Here is a 15,873-nt window from a genome sequence, read left to right as displayed (position 1 = left end):
ACAATAACAATCAGCCAAAAAAGGGCCGGGTAGTTAACCCGGCCTAAAAGAGTGTGTGAGCAATGTCGTGCTTTGCAAACTCAGGAACACCATAACTTCAAGCAAATCTCAGTCGACTAGCGGTTAACTGACTCTCAGTTAAGGATGAGTTTTGGAACGCAAAACAGATGATAATGGTTCTCATTTTCGATTGCAACTGTTTTTGTCTGTATTTAAGTCAAATTTATCTCAGGCCTCAGATGCGATTGTCCCCTGTGCTACAAGCCAGGATGCGGCTGATGGCGGCCATGCTCCTGCCGCTGCTCTGCTGCCAATGATTGAATACAGCTTGTACCTGGGCCAGGCCGCTCTTTGAGCTGAAGCCTGCATCTACCAGTTTGTGGCTCTTGAGATAGTTTTGGACATCAGCGGTCAATAGGAAGCTGTCTTTACCTATACCACGCAGAAAATAGGGGCCGGTATTGCCACCCAGGCGTGCCCCACGGCGTTTGAGCTCTTGCCACAGTGAGGTGATCTCCTCCACTGGCCAGAGGGCGATGTAACGGGCCAGGCTGCCGTGTTCTCTGGCAATATCCTGCACCATGAGCGCGTTGTCATAAATGGCCTGGGTCTTTTTCTGGTGGCGAATAAGGCGACTGTCCTCAGCTCTGGCCTGCAGCTGCTCAGGGGAGAGCATCAACACTTTCATGGGTTCAAAGCCAAAGAAGGCCTCTTCATAGGCCGGCCATTTGTGTTCCACTACCTTCCAGACAAAACCACTCTGAAATACCTGTTTGCTGAGTGCTGAAAGCAACTCGGCATCTGTATATTCCAGCAATTCTTCAGTGGGACAGATTTCGGGTAACAGGCTCTCCAGTCGCTCGGCGCCACCTTTACGCTCACAGGCTCTGGCATAGATGGTGGCAAAATCTTCCGGCTTGATCATGTGCTTTTCCCTTTTGATTGGCTCAGTTGCTGCCGTACCAGTGTAATACCAATCGGGGTAAAGATGGCAGCGGATTAACAGTCATACTTGAGGCTTGGTTTCAAGACTGATCAAGCGGGGCTTTTTCAGTGAACGTTCAGCCCCAACAGACGTTTGATGTCATAAGTGGCGATTAAGAACAAAGTGGAGGCTTTGAAATCAGCTAGCAAGTTTACCGACTGAAAAGGTGCCCATCACATCTCTACATGTGGGACTTTCTCAAGCAGAAGTAGGGCTAAACAGAGGACGGATAACTCCTCGCGGCACTCATGGTAACGGGTCACGGCTTCCCTAAGCGGTAGCCAGCAACTAAAGTTAAAGTTGGTAACCATGGGGATCCCTGTCTATGGAGCTTTACTACCATCCATTGTCGCGTTATTCGCAAAAGGTGCTGCTGGCACTTTATGAAAAGCAGGCAAACTTCTTTCCCCGGGTAACGGATCTGCAGGATCCATTGGAGCGCCAACATTATCTGCATTTCTATCCATCCGGTAAGCTGCCACTTTTGGTGTGTCAGGACGGCAGCCTGTTGCCTGAATCCAGCATTATCATAGAGTATCTGGACAATAAAATGGCCGCCGGCACCCGGTTGTTGCCCAAGGAGCCCGAGCTCAATCTGCAAGTACGTCTCTATGACAGAATTGCCGACAACGACCTTAACAACAGCCTCTATCAGTTGGAACAGCAATATAGCTTACCGGAAGAACAGCAACTTCCTCTGGTGCAGCGTCAAATTGAAAACCGTCTCAGACTTTGCCTGCGGGCGCTGGACTTGCGCCTGGTTGAGCATCATTGGCTGTGCGGAGATGGGTTCACTTTGGCCGATTGTGCCTTAATTCCTTGTCTTGGTTACCTGCAGCGCAGTTTCAATTTACTGGATTACCAGCATTTGGGGCGCTACTGGCTGCAGGCGCAATTGCGAGGTTCCTGGATGTTGGTGCAGGATGAAGTAACTCTGGCTCAGGAGGAGGCCAGCAGCGGGCTCAGACCCATCCCCTGAACAAGAATTCAGCTGTTGCGGGCCTTTTTGAGATCCAGGAATGACTTCCACTTGATGATCTCCGCCGGTAACTCGGGCGTGGTCTCATCGAACCCGGCTTCCGTCAACAGGTTTTCCGTGGGTACAGGTTTGCGTTTGCAGACGAACAAACCTCTGACATGCACTATGGCATGCAGGCCTCTGTCCGACAGGAAACGTTGCTCTATGTAGAAATACTTTTCATCCCAGCCAACCACGCGAGAGGCAATTTCAAACTGCTGTAATGGCCTGATATCCCTTACATAAGTGAATTCGGCGGCATTGACTATCGGCATCCATTTCAGTTTTAGAAAGCGCTTCAGCAAGCCCATTTCGGCCATCATATAGGTGCGGGCCAGATCCATAAATGCCGGGTAGCGGGAGTTGGTCAGGTGCAGGTTGATGTCACAGTCACTCGGTAAAGCCCGATAACGGATGCGGCTGGTGCCGAGAAAACCGATATCGTTTGCCCGGCGCACTCTCCAGAGCAGCAGCCAAAACAGGCGAAAGTAGAGGTTCATCAAAGGGTCCAAGAGTTGAGAGGCATTAAAGGCTACCAAAGGTCATACCAGACGGCAAGCGAGAACTGGCTCACAAAAAAGGCGCCCTAAGGCGCCTAATCAATTGCTTCAGTCTCAGGCTTGGATCCCCGAGTGACGCAGCAGTGCGTCTATGCTGGGCTCGCGGCCACGGAAGCGGGTAAATAGCACCATAGGCTCTTCACTGCCGCCCATCTCAAGTATGTTATGCAGGAAGTCGCGTCCTGTGCTCTCGTTGAAAATACCTTCCTCCTCGAAGCGGGAGAAGGCATCGGCAGACAACACCTCGGCCCACTTGTAGCTGTAGTAGCCGGCGGCATAACCTCCGGCAAAGATATGGGCGAAACCGTTCTGGAAGCGGTTGAACTCAGGCGGTGTGACCACTGCCACCTGGCGTCGAACCTCATCCAACATCTGTTGAATATGGGCGCCCTTGGCCGGATCAAACTCCTGATGCAGGCGGAAGTCGAATAGAGAGAACTCCAGTTGCCGCAGCATCATCATGCCGGACTGGAAGTTCTTGGCGGCCAGCATCTTGTCCAGCATCGCCTTGGGCAGCGGCTCCCCGGTCTGATAATGGCCGGAGATCTCCGCCAGCGCCTCTTCGGCCCAGCACCAGTTCTCCATAAACTGGCTTGGCAGCTCCACGGCATCCCAAGGTACGCCGTTGATACCGGAAACCCCACCGACATCGATGCGGGTCAGCATATGGTGAATACCATGACCAAATTCGTGGAACAGGGTAGTGACTTCGTCATGGGTAAACAGCGCCGGCTTGTCACCCACAGGGCGATTGAAGTTACAGGTGAGGTAGGCTACCGGCTTTTGCAGGCCAGTGGCCGTCATCCGCCGGGTTCGGCAATCATTCATCCAGGCGCCGCCCCGCTTGCCTTCACGGGCATAGAGGTCCAGATAAAAGCTGCCTCTGTGTTCGCCCTCGGCATCCAGGATGTGGAAAAAGCGCACATCTTTATGCCACTTGTCGAAATCCTGCTGCTCTTTGACATCCATGCCGAACAAGCGCTTGATGGTGTAGAACAGGCCGCTGAGCACCTTGTCTTCGGGGAAGAAGGGACGTAGCTCTTCCTGAGATATCTCATACTTGTGCTGCTTGAGTTTTTCGCCGTAGTAACCCAGATCCCAGGCCGCCAACTCGGTTACACCATAATGCTCCTTGGCAAACTCCTTGAGTTCGGCCAACTCGGCCTTGGCCTGAGACTTGGAGCGCAGCGCCAGCTCATTGAGGAAGGCGATAACCTGCTCGGGCGATTGCGCCATCTTGGTGGCCAGGGACTTATCGGCATAGGTATCAAAGCCCAGTAACTGTGCCAACTCATGGCGCAGGCTCAGGATCTCGTCCATCAGCGGGCCATTGTCGAACTCACCGGCATTGGGGCCTTGATCCGAAGCGCGGGTCACAAAGGCGCGGTAACACTCTTCACGCAGACTGCGGTTGTCGCTGTAGGTCATGACCGGCAGATAGGATGGAAAATCCAGGGTGAACAGCCAACCTTGCAGCTCTTTGGCCTCGGCCATCGCCTTGGCGGCGGCAATGGCAGACTCTGGCAGACCGGCCAATTCGGCTTCATCGGTAACCAGCTTGCTCCACGCATGTGTGGCATCCAGCAGTTGGTTGGAATAGGTGCTGCTGAGTTCGGACAGGCGCTTTACAATCTCTCCATAGCGGGCTTTTTGTTCATCATTGAGGCCTATTCCCGACAGTTCGAAGTCTCTCAGGCTATGTTCTATCACAGTCTGTTGCGCCTGGCTGAGCTGGGCAAATTCCGCCGAGGCCTTGAGCTCTTTATAGGCCTGATACAGGCCCTGATGTTGTCCGACAAAGGTGCTGTACTCAGACAACAATGGCAGACAGGCATCGTGGGCAGCGCGCCATTCTTCATTGCTGAGTACTGAATTCATATGGGAAATAGGCGACCAGATCTGGCTCAGCTCATCGTCCACCTGCTCCAGGGGGGCCACCAGGTTCTCCCAAGTGAAGGGGCCTCCTGCGGCCAGCACGGCTTCTATCTTATCGCGGCATTTGGCTATGGCCTGTTCGACCGCCGGTTGAATGTGCTCGGCCTTGATACTGGAAAAGGGTGGCAGCTCCTGTGCTGTCAGCAGCGGATTGGTCATTGTCTGTCCTCTCTTTGGGCGTGGGCCATAGGGCCTGCATTGGGTGCCTGGTCTTGCCGCCATGGCGGCGAATATTCAGGGGCGTGGCTAATAGATAAGGGTTCCGCTTTGATTTATCAAGGTGATAAAAGCGATTGGTGCCATAGCAGTGGCATAGATGTGAACATAGCAGTGAAACATAGCCATCAAACTCGGCAAAGAAATACCCGTGAGTCACGAGTCACTGCTACCGAGGAAGAGAGCCTACCGTCAATGCACAAAAATACTATAAATGATAACTGGATCTAAAACGCGATTCATTATCATTTACATGTTTGGTTGATGCAATAGAATGGCTTTACTTTGTAAGTTTGGTACGTTTTATGCGCTATTTGCTCTCGCTGCTGACACTCCTGTGCTGTAATCCATTATTGGCCGATGAGGCCGCCGAAACCCAACTCATACTGGGGTGGGACAGCCATTATGTTTCCGAAGGGCGTGACAACTTGTCTGCGGGAGGGATTGCCTGGAGTGGCATTCACCATAGCCGTGATGGCCTGGGGGCCTTTGTGTTGTTTGGCCGAGCCGACAGTGTTAACTACGCCGAGCTCAATGCCGGGGTGGAATACTGTTTTAACCCACTCGAATCAGTGGAAGCAGGAGTCGGCATGCAGCGGTTGGAGTTTTACGGTGATGAGCGCGGCCATGACAATGAGGTGTACGCCTATCTCGCCTATCAGGGGCTGAGTTGGCTGACGCCATCGATTAACTATACCTATGCTACTGAAGCATCGGGTTATTTTGTGGAGTTGAGCCTGCACAGCCACTGGCAAGTGAACGAGCAATTGACTCTGACCCCTTATGTGACCCAGGGATTCGACTTTGGCTATGCCAGTCAGACTCATGATGGCCCCAATCATCTGCAGTTTGGTGTAGAGGCATGCTACTCATTAACCCCTTCTTTGGTGGCTTCCTTGCATTTGAGCCACAGCATAGCGCAGGACGATATCAAGCAGCAGGCGCAAGAGGAGGGTTGGCATGGCGATCTGGCTAAGTCTTATGTCGGCTTGCATCTAGAGTGGCAGTTTTAAATTGGCTAACATTCACCGCAGCTTCTAGACTCTGATGTGAAGACAAACAGCGTCGACGGAGCGATGCGGAGGGACAGGGAATGTTAACCTACAGAATCGGCGGGCTTTGCTGCCTGCTCCTTTGGTTGGGAGTCGCCCCATTGGTTGAATCCCAGGCCGAATCAAGCTCAGACCTGAATCCAGACCTGAATCCAGTGTCGGGTTCAGAGCCCTCAATAGATAAGCAACTCAGCGACCCGGGCAAAGAGCCTGGTTCGCTCCCTCTGGGGTGGGTGCTCGACAGCGAGGGCAATCCTATTGCCATTCCACAGCAGTTTGAAGCCGCACTTGAATATGAGTCTGCGCCCCTGCCCAAGGCCTCGCGCGACAGTAAACCAACCAAATCCCGAAAAAAGAAGCCATCCAAGCCTCGCCGCCAAATCGCCGATGATCCCAGTTGTCGCTGGTTGGATAAGCGAATGACAGAGCTGGAGCGGCGCCTCAGGCAGAAAGATTCCCACACTGCCAGATATTTGCAGGCTGAACTCGGCGAGCATCAACAGCAGTTTCGTTGCCTCAAGTGCTCAGGCTCAGGGCCAGAGACCCAGGATTATTCCCGCTGCAGCTTGTACCACTGAAATTTTTACCGGCAGACTCTGGTCTGGTCACTTGATCTGAATCCCCCTACAATGGCTCACAAGTATCCCGCCAGACGGGAGGTCGCCCTGTTGGGCGAGTGAGTCAGTATCAATCTACGGAGATAAACATGGCACAACATTTTGACTATATCTGCCTGGGTGCGGGCAGCGGTGGTATTGCGTCAGCCAACAGAGCCGCTATGCGTGGCGCCAAGGTCTTGCTGATTGAAGCCAAACACCTGGGTGGTACCTGCGTCAACGTCGGCTGTGTGCCCAAGAAGGTCATGTGGTATGGCGCCCAAGTGGCCGAAGCCATGCATCTCTATGCCAAAGATTACGGTTTTGATGTCAGCGTCAACCAGTTTGACTGGAACACGCTGGTGGCCAGTCGTGAAGCCTATATCGAACGGATCCATGGCTCCTATGAACGCGGTCTGGCCAACAACAAGGTCACTGTGGTTAACGGCTATGGCCGCTTTGTTGATAACCACACTATTGAGGTTGACGGCGAGCACTACAGTGCCGAGCATATTTTGATAGCGACCGGTGGCGCGCCCAGCATTCCCGACATTCCCGGGGCCGAATATGGCATAGACTCGGACGGTTTCTTTGCCCTGCGTGAACAGCCCAAGCGGGTAGCCGTAGTGGGTGCCGGTTATATCGCGGTGGAAATTGCCGGTGTATTGCATGCCCTGGGCAGTGAAACCCATCTGTTTGTACGCAAACATGCGCCGCTGCGTAACTTCGACCCCATGCTCTATGAAACACTGATGGAGTCCATGGCCAGCGAAGGGCCTTCGCTGCATACCCAGAGCATTCCCAAGGAAGTGCGTAAAAATGCCGATGGCAGCCTGACTCTGGTGCTGGAAAACGCTGAAGAGTACACAGTGGACTGCCTGATCTGGGCCATAGGTCGGGCACCGGCCACAGGCAATATCGGCCTTGAAAATACCGATGTGCAGTTGGATCCCAAGGGATATGTGATAACCGATGCCCAGCAAAACACCAGCGCCAAAGGGGTTTACTGTGTCGGTGACATCATGGCTGGCGGAGTAGAGCTGACACCGGTTGCCGTCAAGGCGGGTCGCTTGCTGTCAGAGCGTCTCTTTGGCGCCTTGCCGGATGCCAAGATGGACTATGACTGCATCCCGACAGTGGTCTTCAGCCACCCGCCAATTGGCACCATGGGGCTGACAGAGCCTGAGGCCAAAGAACGTTTCGGTGAGGATCAGGTGAAAGTCTACACTTCATCCTTTACCTCCATGTACACAGCGGTTACTGCGCACCGTCAAGCCTGTAAGATGAAGCTGGTTTGTGCCGGCGCCGATGAAAAAGTTGTCGGGATCCATGGTATCGGCTTTGGCATGGATGAAATCCTTCAAGGCTTTGGTGTTGCCATCAAGATGGGCGCCACCAAGGCTGACTTTGATGCCGTAGTCGCTATCCATCCAACAGGCGCAGAAGAGTTTGTTACTATGCGTTAATCAAGTGGATGCATATCACAGGTAAAATAGGCCAGAAGCTGTGCTTCTGGCCTATTGTCGTTTTGACCCTATTAGAACTAGAGGCAGTAAGCTGAAGTCATATTATTTGGTGTACTTTTAGGTAATGATTACCTTAGAAGATATCAATTGCCTCCCGTAATTCTGATTAAAAAATGTCACATTGTGAACATTGTTTTTTATTTTAAAGGCTGTTAGTCTGCTGCCATCTCTTTTCAGGAATGGACACTATGGCAAGACGCAAGGAACACAGTCATCAAGAGATCCGCCTCATGGCACTGGATGCCGTCGAGCAGTTGTTGAATCAGGAGGAATATACCAGCCTGAGTCTTAGACGGATCGCCTCCCAAGTGGGCTATGCCCCCAGTACCTTAATTAACCTCTTTGGTAGCTACAACTATCTGCTCCTGAGCGTATCCGCCAGGGTCTTGGAGCGTCTGCTTGAGCAAATGCAATTGGTGTGCGAACAAACATTCGCAACCGGCGAGCTGAAGCTGTTGGCATTGGCCAAGGCTTATGCCGAGTTTGCCCATAGCCAACCCCAGGCATTTCGTTTGGTGTTTGCCTTGCATCTGGGGCCGGAAGAACCTCTGCCAGAATCGCAACAACAGCTGATTGCCGAGCTGATAGGCTTGCTCGAACAGCAACTCGGTGACTTGTTGCCAAACTTGCCCTCATCCAAGCTGGCGCTCGCCAGTCGCAGCTTCTGGAGCAGTATCCATGGGCTGACTGGCCTGGCGCTGGACGATAAGCTCTTCAGTCAGGCTTCGTGGTTGCAGTTACTGACATTTCAGGTGGACTTGTGGTGGACGGCGATGCAACTGGAGGAGGGAACATGTTCCTGAGTAAACGATTTTTACCCTATTTCGCCACTCAATGTCTGGGGGCACTCAACGACAACATCTACAAGAATGTGTTGCTGCTGCTGGTGACCTACAGCCAGGTCGATAACCTGCCGATGAGTGTCGATCTGTTTGTTAATCTGGCGGCGGGGATCTTCATCCTGCCTTTCTTTCTGTTTTCCGCCCATGCGGGGATGGTGGCCGACAATATGGACAAGGCGCTGATGATCCGCAGGTTAAAGCTGCTGGAGCTTATCATCATGTCCTGCGCCGCCGCGGCGATTATGGCGCAAAGCTATCTGTTGATGTTGCTGCTGCTGTTTCTTACCGGCACCCAATCGGCGTACTTTGGCCCGGTAAAATACTCGCTGCTGCCGCAGGCGCTTAGAGAAGATGAGTTGGTCACCGGTAACGCCTGGGTAGAGATGGGCACCTTTCTGTCTATTTTGATAGGCACCTTGAGTGCCGGGCTGCTGGTAACCAGTGACAACGGCCTGATGTGGGCGGCGATAACCGTATCTGTGCTGGCCTTGGCCGGTTTCCTCTCCAGCCGGGCGATTCCATCACTGCCGGCGCCGCTGCCGATAGACAAGGTACGCTTTGCGCCCCTGTCCGGCACTCTGGCCAGTATCAAGCGGGTACGGCAAACGCCGTCAATCTGGATGGCGATTCTGGCGATTAGCTGGTTCTGGTTTTTGGGTGCCACCTATCTGACCCAGTTCCCCAATTTTGCCAGAGGCTCGCTGCACTCGGACGCCACTGTGGTGTCGCTGCTGCTGGCGCTGTTTTCCATAGGTATTGCGGTCGGCTCCTTTGTTTGTGAGCGCTTCTCCTTTGGTCATGTAGAGCTGGGGTTGCTGCCTTTCGGGGTGGCCGGGTTAACCTTTTTTGGTCTGGATCTGCTGTGGGCCATTCCTGACTACAGCCAACTGCCGGCGGGATATCTCTACGACATAAGCGAGTTTGTCGGCCGCAGTGAACACTTCAGGCTGATGTTGGCACTGTTTATGGTGGGGGTCAGTGGCGGCCTGTTTATTGTGCCTCTGTATGCCTTTATTCAGTCGCGTTCGGCCCCGGGTGAATGTGCCCAAGCCATAGCCGCCAACAATATCATCAATGCCCTGTTTATGGTGTGTTCGGCGATATTGTCGATAATATTGCTGGAGCTGGTGGGTTTGTCGATCCCTCAGCTATTTACTCTGCTGGCGGTATTCAACGCCGTGGTAGCGTTGTATGTCTATAGCCGGGTGCCTGAATTTACGCTGAGGTTTATCAGTTATCTGCTGAGCCATCTCTTGTATCGTCTTAAGGTTGAAGGCCGGGAAAACATTCCCAAGCAGGGGGCTGCCGTGCTGGTGTGTAACCATGTCAGTTACGTCGATGCCTTGGTGCTGCTGGGAGCATCCACTCGCCCGGTGCGCTTTGTGATGGATAAGAGCATAAGTGAAATGCCCTTGCTCAAGTATCTGTTTCGCCACGCCGGGGTGATCCCTATCTGTTCACCGAAAAAGTGCATTGATACCTATACCCGGGCCTTCGAGCGTATCCACCAGGCGCTGGCCAATGAAGAGTTGGTGTGTATTTTTCCTGAGGGAAGGTTGTCTCCCGACGGTGAGTTGCATGAGTTCCGGCCCGGTATCGAACAGATACTGGCAAAGGATCCTGTACCTGTGGTGCCAATGGCGCTCAAAGGTTTGTGGGGATCTTATTTCAGCCACAAAGATGGCCATGCCCTGACGACCCGGCCAAGACGTTTCTGGTCCAGGCTTAAGGTCAATATCGCAGCTCAGGTACCCGGCGCAGAAGAGAGCCGTCACTCGTTGCAGCAGCGGGTAGCCGATCTGTTGGCCAAACCCGGCAGCTAAGGTCATGTCAACGAAAGAGCCCGGTCGCAGCCGGGCTCATTTTGTTTGCGCAAGAGCCAATTAAGCTTGATGGCCCGCCGTTACACTCATTGCTGGCGGTTTGCCCGCCTCTCATCCAGCCACTGATGAATGGCCTGACGGTCTCCGCGGAAGATGATCCGCTCGGCCTTTTTCTCCAGCTGGTACTGATACATGGGGTCGTAATACTTCTCCAGTAGCAGTGAGATCCACTCCAGGTGTTGTTCTGTAGTGTTGCGTTGCTGCTGTGTCTGCAAGCTTGAGTCGACCAGCTCCAGCAGTTGCTCAGTTTGTTGGTGCCCCATACGCTTGCGTATGCCCTCGACACTCTGACGCAGATAGGCGCCGAACGTCGTCATGCCTTCTTCTGCGCCGTAATGCTGTTCAAAACCTCGCTGCATCTTGTGCACGTACTCATCCAGAAGACGGGGGAGTCGGGCCTCCAGCGGCTCTTCCAACACTAAAACCTGCGCCTGCTGCATGGCACTGAAAAAGACTTTGGGTATGGCGCGGCGGCCAATCAGGAAGCTTTCGTCTTCCAACAGCAGGCAGGACTCTTGCCTCTCTTGATGCTTCAACAGCTCCCGAGCCAAGCTGTTTTCAAAATTGATCTGACTGGGCTGCGGAGTAACATTTTTACCAAAGCTCGATCCTCTGTGATTGGCTGTCCCTTCCAGATCCACAGACTCGCTGCGGCTGAGAATAAACTCTGTCTTGCCTGAGCCGGTAATGCCGCTGAGGATCAACAGCTGTTGCTGCTGCGGGGTGTTATCTATGGTATCGATAAGGTATTGGCGCATCGCCTTGTAGCCGCCCTGAATATAGGGCACTTCAAGACCGGCCTCACGGATCCATTGCTGGGTCAGTTGAGAGCGTAGGCCACCCCGAAAACAGTAGAGGTTGGCATCTGGGTGGGCGCTGAAGAAATCCAGCCAGGCTTGAATACGCGCGGCCTTGATCTTGCCTTTGACCAGCGAATGACCGAGCTCTATGGCGGCGGCCTGCCCATGCTCTTTATAACAGGTGCCCACCTTCTGCCTTTCGCTGTCGTTCATCAATGGCAGGTTGGTGCTGGCAGGAAAGGCACCCTTGGCAAACTCAACCGGCGCCCGCAGATCGACCAGGGGACGATCGGATAGGAAGATCTCCCGGTATTCTGCAGGCGCGATTATCTGTCGACTCATATAAGCTCCACCCACTGCTGACTGTCGTCGCGGCAGTCGAGCGCACCTATGCAGTGTAGCTCCAGCCCTTGGCTGGTCAGCAGTTGCTGCAGTTCTGCCTCACCCTCGGCGCCGACAGCGATAAGTAAGCCACCGCTGGTTTGCGGATCGCACAGTAAGGCCTTTTGTTGCTCGGAAACTTCGGGAAGGTGCTCACCGTAGCTGTCAAAGTTTCTGTGGGTGCCGCCCGGGATACAACCCATAGCCAGATACTCGGAGGCTTTTTCCAGCAACGGCAGTTTGGCTGTATCTATGCTGGCCTTGAGGTTGGAGCCCTGACACATTTCCAGCAGGTGGCCCGCCAGACCAAAGCCCGTCACGTCTGTCATGGCGTGAACCGCGCTTATCTTGGCGACTTCGGCACCTATTTTATTGAGTTGGCACATGGCTTCGGGGGCGATATTGACGTCCTGCGGTGCCAGCTTCTTCTGCTTTTGTGCCGTAGTCAGTATGCCAATTCCCAAAGGTTTGGTGAGATAGAGCTTGTCACCCGCCTTGGCGGTATCGTTCTGCTTGAGGTGCTCCAGCGCCACTGTGCCGGTTACTGCCAGGCCGAAAATAGGCTCGGGTGCGTCTATGCTATGGCCACCGGCCAGCATGATCCCGGCATCCATGCAGGCTTGGCGTCCGCCATCCACTACCTGCTGGGCAATTTCGGGTGACAGCTTGTTCACCGGCCAGCCCAGAATGGCAATTGCCATAATAGGCTTACCGCCCATGGCATAGATATCACTGATGGCATTGGTGGCTGCGATACGGCCGAAAGTGAAAGGGTCATCGACTATCGGCATAAAGAAGTCTGTGGTGCTGATAATGCCCGTGTGATCATCCAACTGATACACGGCCGCATCATCCCTGCTCTGGTTGCCGACCAACAGGCGGGGATCTTTAAAGTCCGGCAATTGAGAGGCCAAAATGGTGCTGAGGACTTTGGGAGAAATCTTGCAACCGCAACCTGCACCGTGACTGTATTCCGTGAGTTTTACTGACTGATCTGACATAGCCGGGTCCCTGAGTGATTGAAATAACCCCTGATCATAAACAGAAACGGCCGCAGTACAAGCCGACCGTTTCACAACTCAGGTAAATTCTGTTAAGCCGATCGCCAGGCCTTGGGTGGCTACGACAAGGTTTTAGGCTATGCTGGCTTGCAGTTGGCGCCATTGTTTTCGTTGGGCGCGAAAACGTAAGCGCATTTCCGTCACCTGAGACAGCAGATGCTTATCGGCCAATTGCTGCTTGCGTGCTTCAAGCAGCGCCTTCTTGGCTTCGAAGTAGGCCTGTAAGTGGCTCTTCAATTCCTCGTATTCTGCCTGCAGCTTTTCCAGGATCTCCTCGCAATTGGGCAGATGGGCCACCTTATGCTGGGCGCGCTTGAGTTGCATCTGCAGTTTGGCGGCTTCGATGCGCTCCTGAGGGATCTTGCGCAGGTCTTTGGTCAGGCCAAACCAGGACAGGAAACGGATCAACCACTTGGTGGGGTCGTAATGCCACCAGTGAATACCATTGCGGTAATCGTTTTCAAAGATATGGTGGAAGTTATGGTAACCCTCACCATAAGTAAACAGTGCCAGCATGCCGTTGTCTCGGGCGCTGTTGCGGTCAGTATAGGGTTGCTTACCCCAGATATGCGCCAACGAGTTGATAAAAAAGGTGCAGTGATGCACTACCACCAAGCGCAGCAGACCAGCCAGCAGCAACATTGACAGGATATCGCCGTTCAACCAGCCAAGCAGAGCGGGGAGGCCCACATTCATCAATAGCGCCAGCAGCAGATAATGCTTATGCTGCCACATGACTATGGTATCGTTTTGCAGGTCTCTGACGTTGTTATAGTCGTGATAACGTTGTGCCTGATATTCCCTGAGCATCCAACCAATATGGCTATACCAGAAACCCATGTTCGCTGAATAGGGATCCTTGTCATTGTCATCCACATGCTTGTGATGGATACGATGATCCGAAGCCCAATGTAAGGCACTGTTCTGCAAAGCCAGCGCACCACCCAGGGCGAACAGGAAACGCACGGCAGGGTGAGCCTTATAAGCCTTATGTGACCACAGCCTATGGTAACCGGCGGTGATAGACAAACCACTGGCGAAGGCCAACAGTACGAAGGTGAGCCACTCGCTGAGCTCAAAGCCATGGCTGATGCCTCGCCAAGGCACCAGAATACAGGCACCGGCAAACGTCAGCAGGAAGAGGATCAGGTTGGTCCAGATGAGGGGAGGTTTTTTCATTATGATGACTTCCAAAACGCTTTAAGCTAACAAGTGTACGCTAAGTTGCTGTTGGAGCACAATCACAGTGACACCAGTCGAGGATGTGATTATTGAGTAAAGCCTGTATTATTTGCGCAACAGATCCAGTGAATGGAATAAAGATGGGTATCAGAGCACAGCAGAAAGAGAAAACCCGCCGCGCCTTGGTGGATGCAGCATTCAATCAACTGAGTGCCGAGCGCAGTTTTTCCAGCCTGAGTCTTAGGGAAGTGGCCAGGGAAGCCAATATAGCGCCAACCTCTTTTTACCGTCATTTCAAGGATATGAATGAACTGGGGCTGACCATGGTCGATGAAGGTGGCTTGACGCTGAGACAGATGATGCGTAAGGGACGTCAGCGCGCCGAGGCCGGCGGCAGTGTTATCCGCATCTCGGTCGACACCTTTATGGAAGTACTGGAATCCAACCCTAACGTATTCAGGATCCTGCTGCATGAACGCTCAGGCACCTCGGCCGCCTTTCGCGCGGCCGTGGCGCGGGAGATTGAACACTTTATCTCGGAACTGGCGCACTACACCGAGGACACCGCCGGACGCAGCCCGGAGTTGGCCAGGGCACAGGCTGAGGCATTGGTGACTCTGGTGTTTAATGCCGGCGCCGCCGCCCTGGATATGAAACGTGCCGATCGCAAGATTCTGGCCGACCGACTGGTGACTCAACTGCGAATGGTGGCAACGGGCGCCGAAGCGTTGCAGCAAAAGCGTGATAGCCGCTAAGTTGATGATGTAAATTTTTCTGGTAAAGGACTAGGGCCATTTGTTGCGAACCACGCCTTGCATTCAGACCGGCGTTGTTGCCTAAATAAGCGGAACCTTTTTCGCTTTCCATGATCTGATCTTGCATAACAGGTCTTCGGTCAGTTTCATGGGTAAGTCAGAACGCAATATCACTAATTGGAAGCAATACAATCAGGCATTAGTCAACCGTGGCTCAGTCACCTTCTGTTTGGACGAAGCTGCGATTAACACTTGGCATTGCACGGGCGTTGTTGACTAAAAACATTTATAACTATGGCCTCCATTTTTGAAGCTGAAGGAATAAAGATTTCCAGCATACATATGGCATCTATCTATACCGGAGGCAGAATATTCCAGAGGCTAATACATAAATTGCAGTGGAAAATATGTTTAGTCTGCTTTAGCCAGCAATGCCATGAAAGAGAGTTACCTGGTTAGGTGACCAGTAATGAGATTTGACAGAACTTCAATGTCAGAATTTTCTTACATTAATAGGGATTTTTCTTAACGATATTATTGAAGCAAGCCTTTATAGTCTGCCTAAACTATCTTTGGGAGGCTGTCAATGGATTTCAGAACTTACCGAGAGTTGGCATTAACAGCTGAACCAGGTTGGGGGATAGCTTTTCTGAAACAACATAAATATGAAATTTATCATCAGACACTCTACTGGCTGATGGATACTGGACTTTGCATATCAAAAGATGAGTTACACGTTGAGCAGTTGGCAGGTTGTGACATTATTTTTTGTCGTTTACACCCTTTTCGCTTGGAGAGCTTCTTAAGAAGCCAAGATATTCCACTTTACAAGAGTGACAGTGAGTCTCGTTGGGTTTTACCTCAACCTATTTTGCCATATCATTATCGTCGTTGGCGAGCCTCTTTGATTATGACATTAGGTTGATTTTTAATCTTACTGTTCTTAAGTTTATTTCAGTATTCTCCTTTATTGATAAATTGATAGTAAAGGCAGCCATTTGGCTAATGCCGTTCACTTAGTGTGAACGGCATTTTTCTTAGGCTTAATGGGATACTTGTTTTTACTCATTTTTAACGCACG

At 52.5% G+C, this 15,873-nt stretch carries 14 protein-coding genes and 1 pseudogene; 9 read left to right on the top strand and 6 right to left on the bottom strand.

Translation table 11 applies throughout. From position 1 onward, the window contains the following. Window positions 1–235 precede the first annotated feature (235 nt). Window positions 236–925: a DNA-3-methyladenine glycosylase I gene (locus tag CX650_RS14700; RefSeq protein ID WP_101096231.1), complete on the bottom strand. Its 690-nt coding sequence runs from the start codon at window positions 923–925 to the stop codon at window positions 236–238. A 385-nt stretch (window positions 926–1,310) separates the two neighbouring features. On the opposite strand from CX650_RS14700, the gene CX650_RS14695 reads away from it, so the two are divergent. Next, a complete protein-coding gene (locus tag CX650_RS14695; protein ID WP_039035965.1) occupies window positions 1,311–1,964 on the top strand; it encodes a glutathione S-transferase family protein in 654 nt (217 codons plus the stop codon). An 8-nt stretch (window positions 1,965–1,972) separates the two neighbouring features. Here CX650_RS14695 and CX650_RS14690 read toward each other — a convergent pair whose 3' ends face one another. Then, the gene (locus tag CX650_RS14690; RefSeq protein ID WP_025009092.1) at window positions 1,973–2,503 is read right to left on the bottom strand and encodes a thioesterase family protein; all 531 of its coding nucleotides are present in this window, start codon (window positions 2,501–2,503) and stop codon (window positions 1,973–1,975) included. Window positions 2,504–2,617: 114 nt separating this feature from the next. Further along, on the bottom strand, window positions 2,618–4,657 hold the full coding sequence (gene prlC / locus CX650_RS14685; RefSeq protein ID WP_101096230.1) for an oligopeptidase A: 2,040 nt from the start codon (window positions 4,655–4,657) through the stop codon (window positions 2,618–2,620). A gap of 362 nt (window positions 4,658–5,019) precedes the next feature. Between prlC and CX650_RS14680 the strand changes: the two genes are divergently transcribed. The 5 genes from CX650_RS14680 (at window position 5,020) to CX650_RS14660 (ending at window position 10,553) form a co-directional block, all read left to right on the top strand. Beyond that, window positions 5,020–5,727, top strand: a complete 708-nt coding sequence (locus CX650_RS14680) for a hypothetical protein (protein WP_101096229.1) — start codon at window positions 5,020–5,022, stop codon at window positions 5,725–5,727. Window positions 5,728–5,807: 80 nt separating this feature from the next. Further along, complete coding sequence (locus CX650_RS14675) at window positions 5,808–6,344, top strand: hypothetical protein (protein ID WP_071475702.1); 537 nt, start codon at window positions 5,808–5,810, stop codon at window positions 6,342–6,344. Window positions 6,345–6,472: 128 nt separating this feature from the next. Further along, window positions 6,473–7,828: a glutathione-disulfide reductase gene (gorA, locus tag CX650_RS14670; protein ID WP_045283799.1), complete on the top strand. Its 1,356-nt coding sequence runs from the start codon at window positions 6,473–6,475 to the stop codon at window positions 7,826–7,828. Between the two features lie 248 nt (window positions 7,829–8,076). Then, window positions 8,077–8,691, top strand: a complete 615-nt coding sequence (locus CX650_RS14665; RefSeq protein WP_157823035.1) for a TetR/AcrR family transcriptional regulator — start codon at window positions 8,077–8,079, stop codon at window positions 8,689–8,691. Next, window positions 8,682–10,553 carry an MFS transporter gene (locus CX650_RS14660; RefSeq protein WP_101096227.1) on the top strand — a complete coding sequence of 624 codons (1,872 nt, stop codon included), beginning with the start codon at window positions 8,682–8,684 and terminating at the stop codon, window positions 10,551–10,553. The genes CX650_RS14665 and CX650_RS14660 overlap by 10 nt, the downstream gene beginning before the upstream one ends. Window positions 10,554–10,639: 86 nt before the next feature. Here the strand turns inward: CX650_RS14660 and mnmH are convergent, their stop codons facing one another. The 3 genes from mnmH to CX650_RS14645 all read right to left on the bottom strand — a co-directional run bounded on the left by mnmH (window position 10,640) and on the right by CX650_RS14645 (window position 14,034). Next, window positions 10,640–11,755: a tRNA 2-selenouridine(34) synthase MnmH gene (gene mnmH / locus CX650_RS14655; RefSeq protein WP_101096226.1), complete on the bottom strand. Its 1,116-nt coding sequence runs from the start codon at window positions 11,753–11,755 to the stop codon at window positions 10,640–10,642. After that, the gene (selD, locus tag CX650_RS14650; protein WP_101096225.1) at window positions 11,752–12,795 is read right to left on the bottom strand and encodes a selenide, water dikinase SelD; all 1,044 of its coding nucleotides are present in this window, start codon (window positions 12,793–12,795) and stop codon (window positions 11,752–11,754) included. The genes mnmH and selD overlap by 4 nt, the downstream gene beginning before the upstream one ends. A 132-nt stretch (window positions 12,796–12,927) precedes the next feature. Beyond that, complete coding sequence (locus CX650_RS14645; protein WP_101096224.1) at window positions 12,928–14,034, bottom strand: acyl-CoA desaturase; 1,107 nt, start codon at window positions 14,032–14,034, stop codon at window positions 12,928–12,930. Between the two features lie 143 nt (window positions 14,035–14,177). Between CX650_RS14645 and fabR the strand changes: the two genes are divergently transcribed. From fabR to CX650_RS20080, 3 genes and pseudogenes are all read left to right on the top strand, one after another. Further along, window positions 14,178–14,792 (top strand): HTH-type transcriptional repressor FabR, encoded by a 615-nt coding sequence (gene fabR, locus CX650_RS14640; protein WP_025010659.1) that lies wholly within the window; start codon window positions 14,178–14,180, stop codon window positions 14,790–14,792. Between the two features lie 148 nt (window positions 14,793–14,940). Then, window positions 14,941–15,054 (top strand): annotated as a pseudogene (locus tag CX650_RS14635) (IS5/IS1182 family transposase); the annotation flags it as partial. A 324-nt stretch (window positions 15,055–15,378) separates the two neighbouring features. Next, a complete protein-coding gene (locus CX650_RS20080) occupies window positions 15,379–15,717 on the top strand; it encodes a hypothetical protein (protein ID WP_157823034.1) in 339 nt (112 codons plus the stop codon). The last annotated feature ends 156 nt before the right edge of the window (window positions 15,718–15,873 follow it).

The organism is Shewanella indica (assembly GCF_002836975.1).
In the GTDB taxonomy this organism is placed as follows: domain Bacteria; phylum Pseudomonadota; class Gammaproteobacteria; order Enterobacterales; family Shewanellaceae; genus Shewanella; species Shewanella indica.
This window is presented reverse-complemented; position numbering and strand designations above follow the sequence as displayed.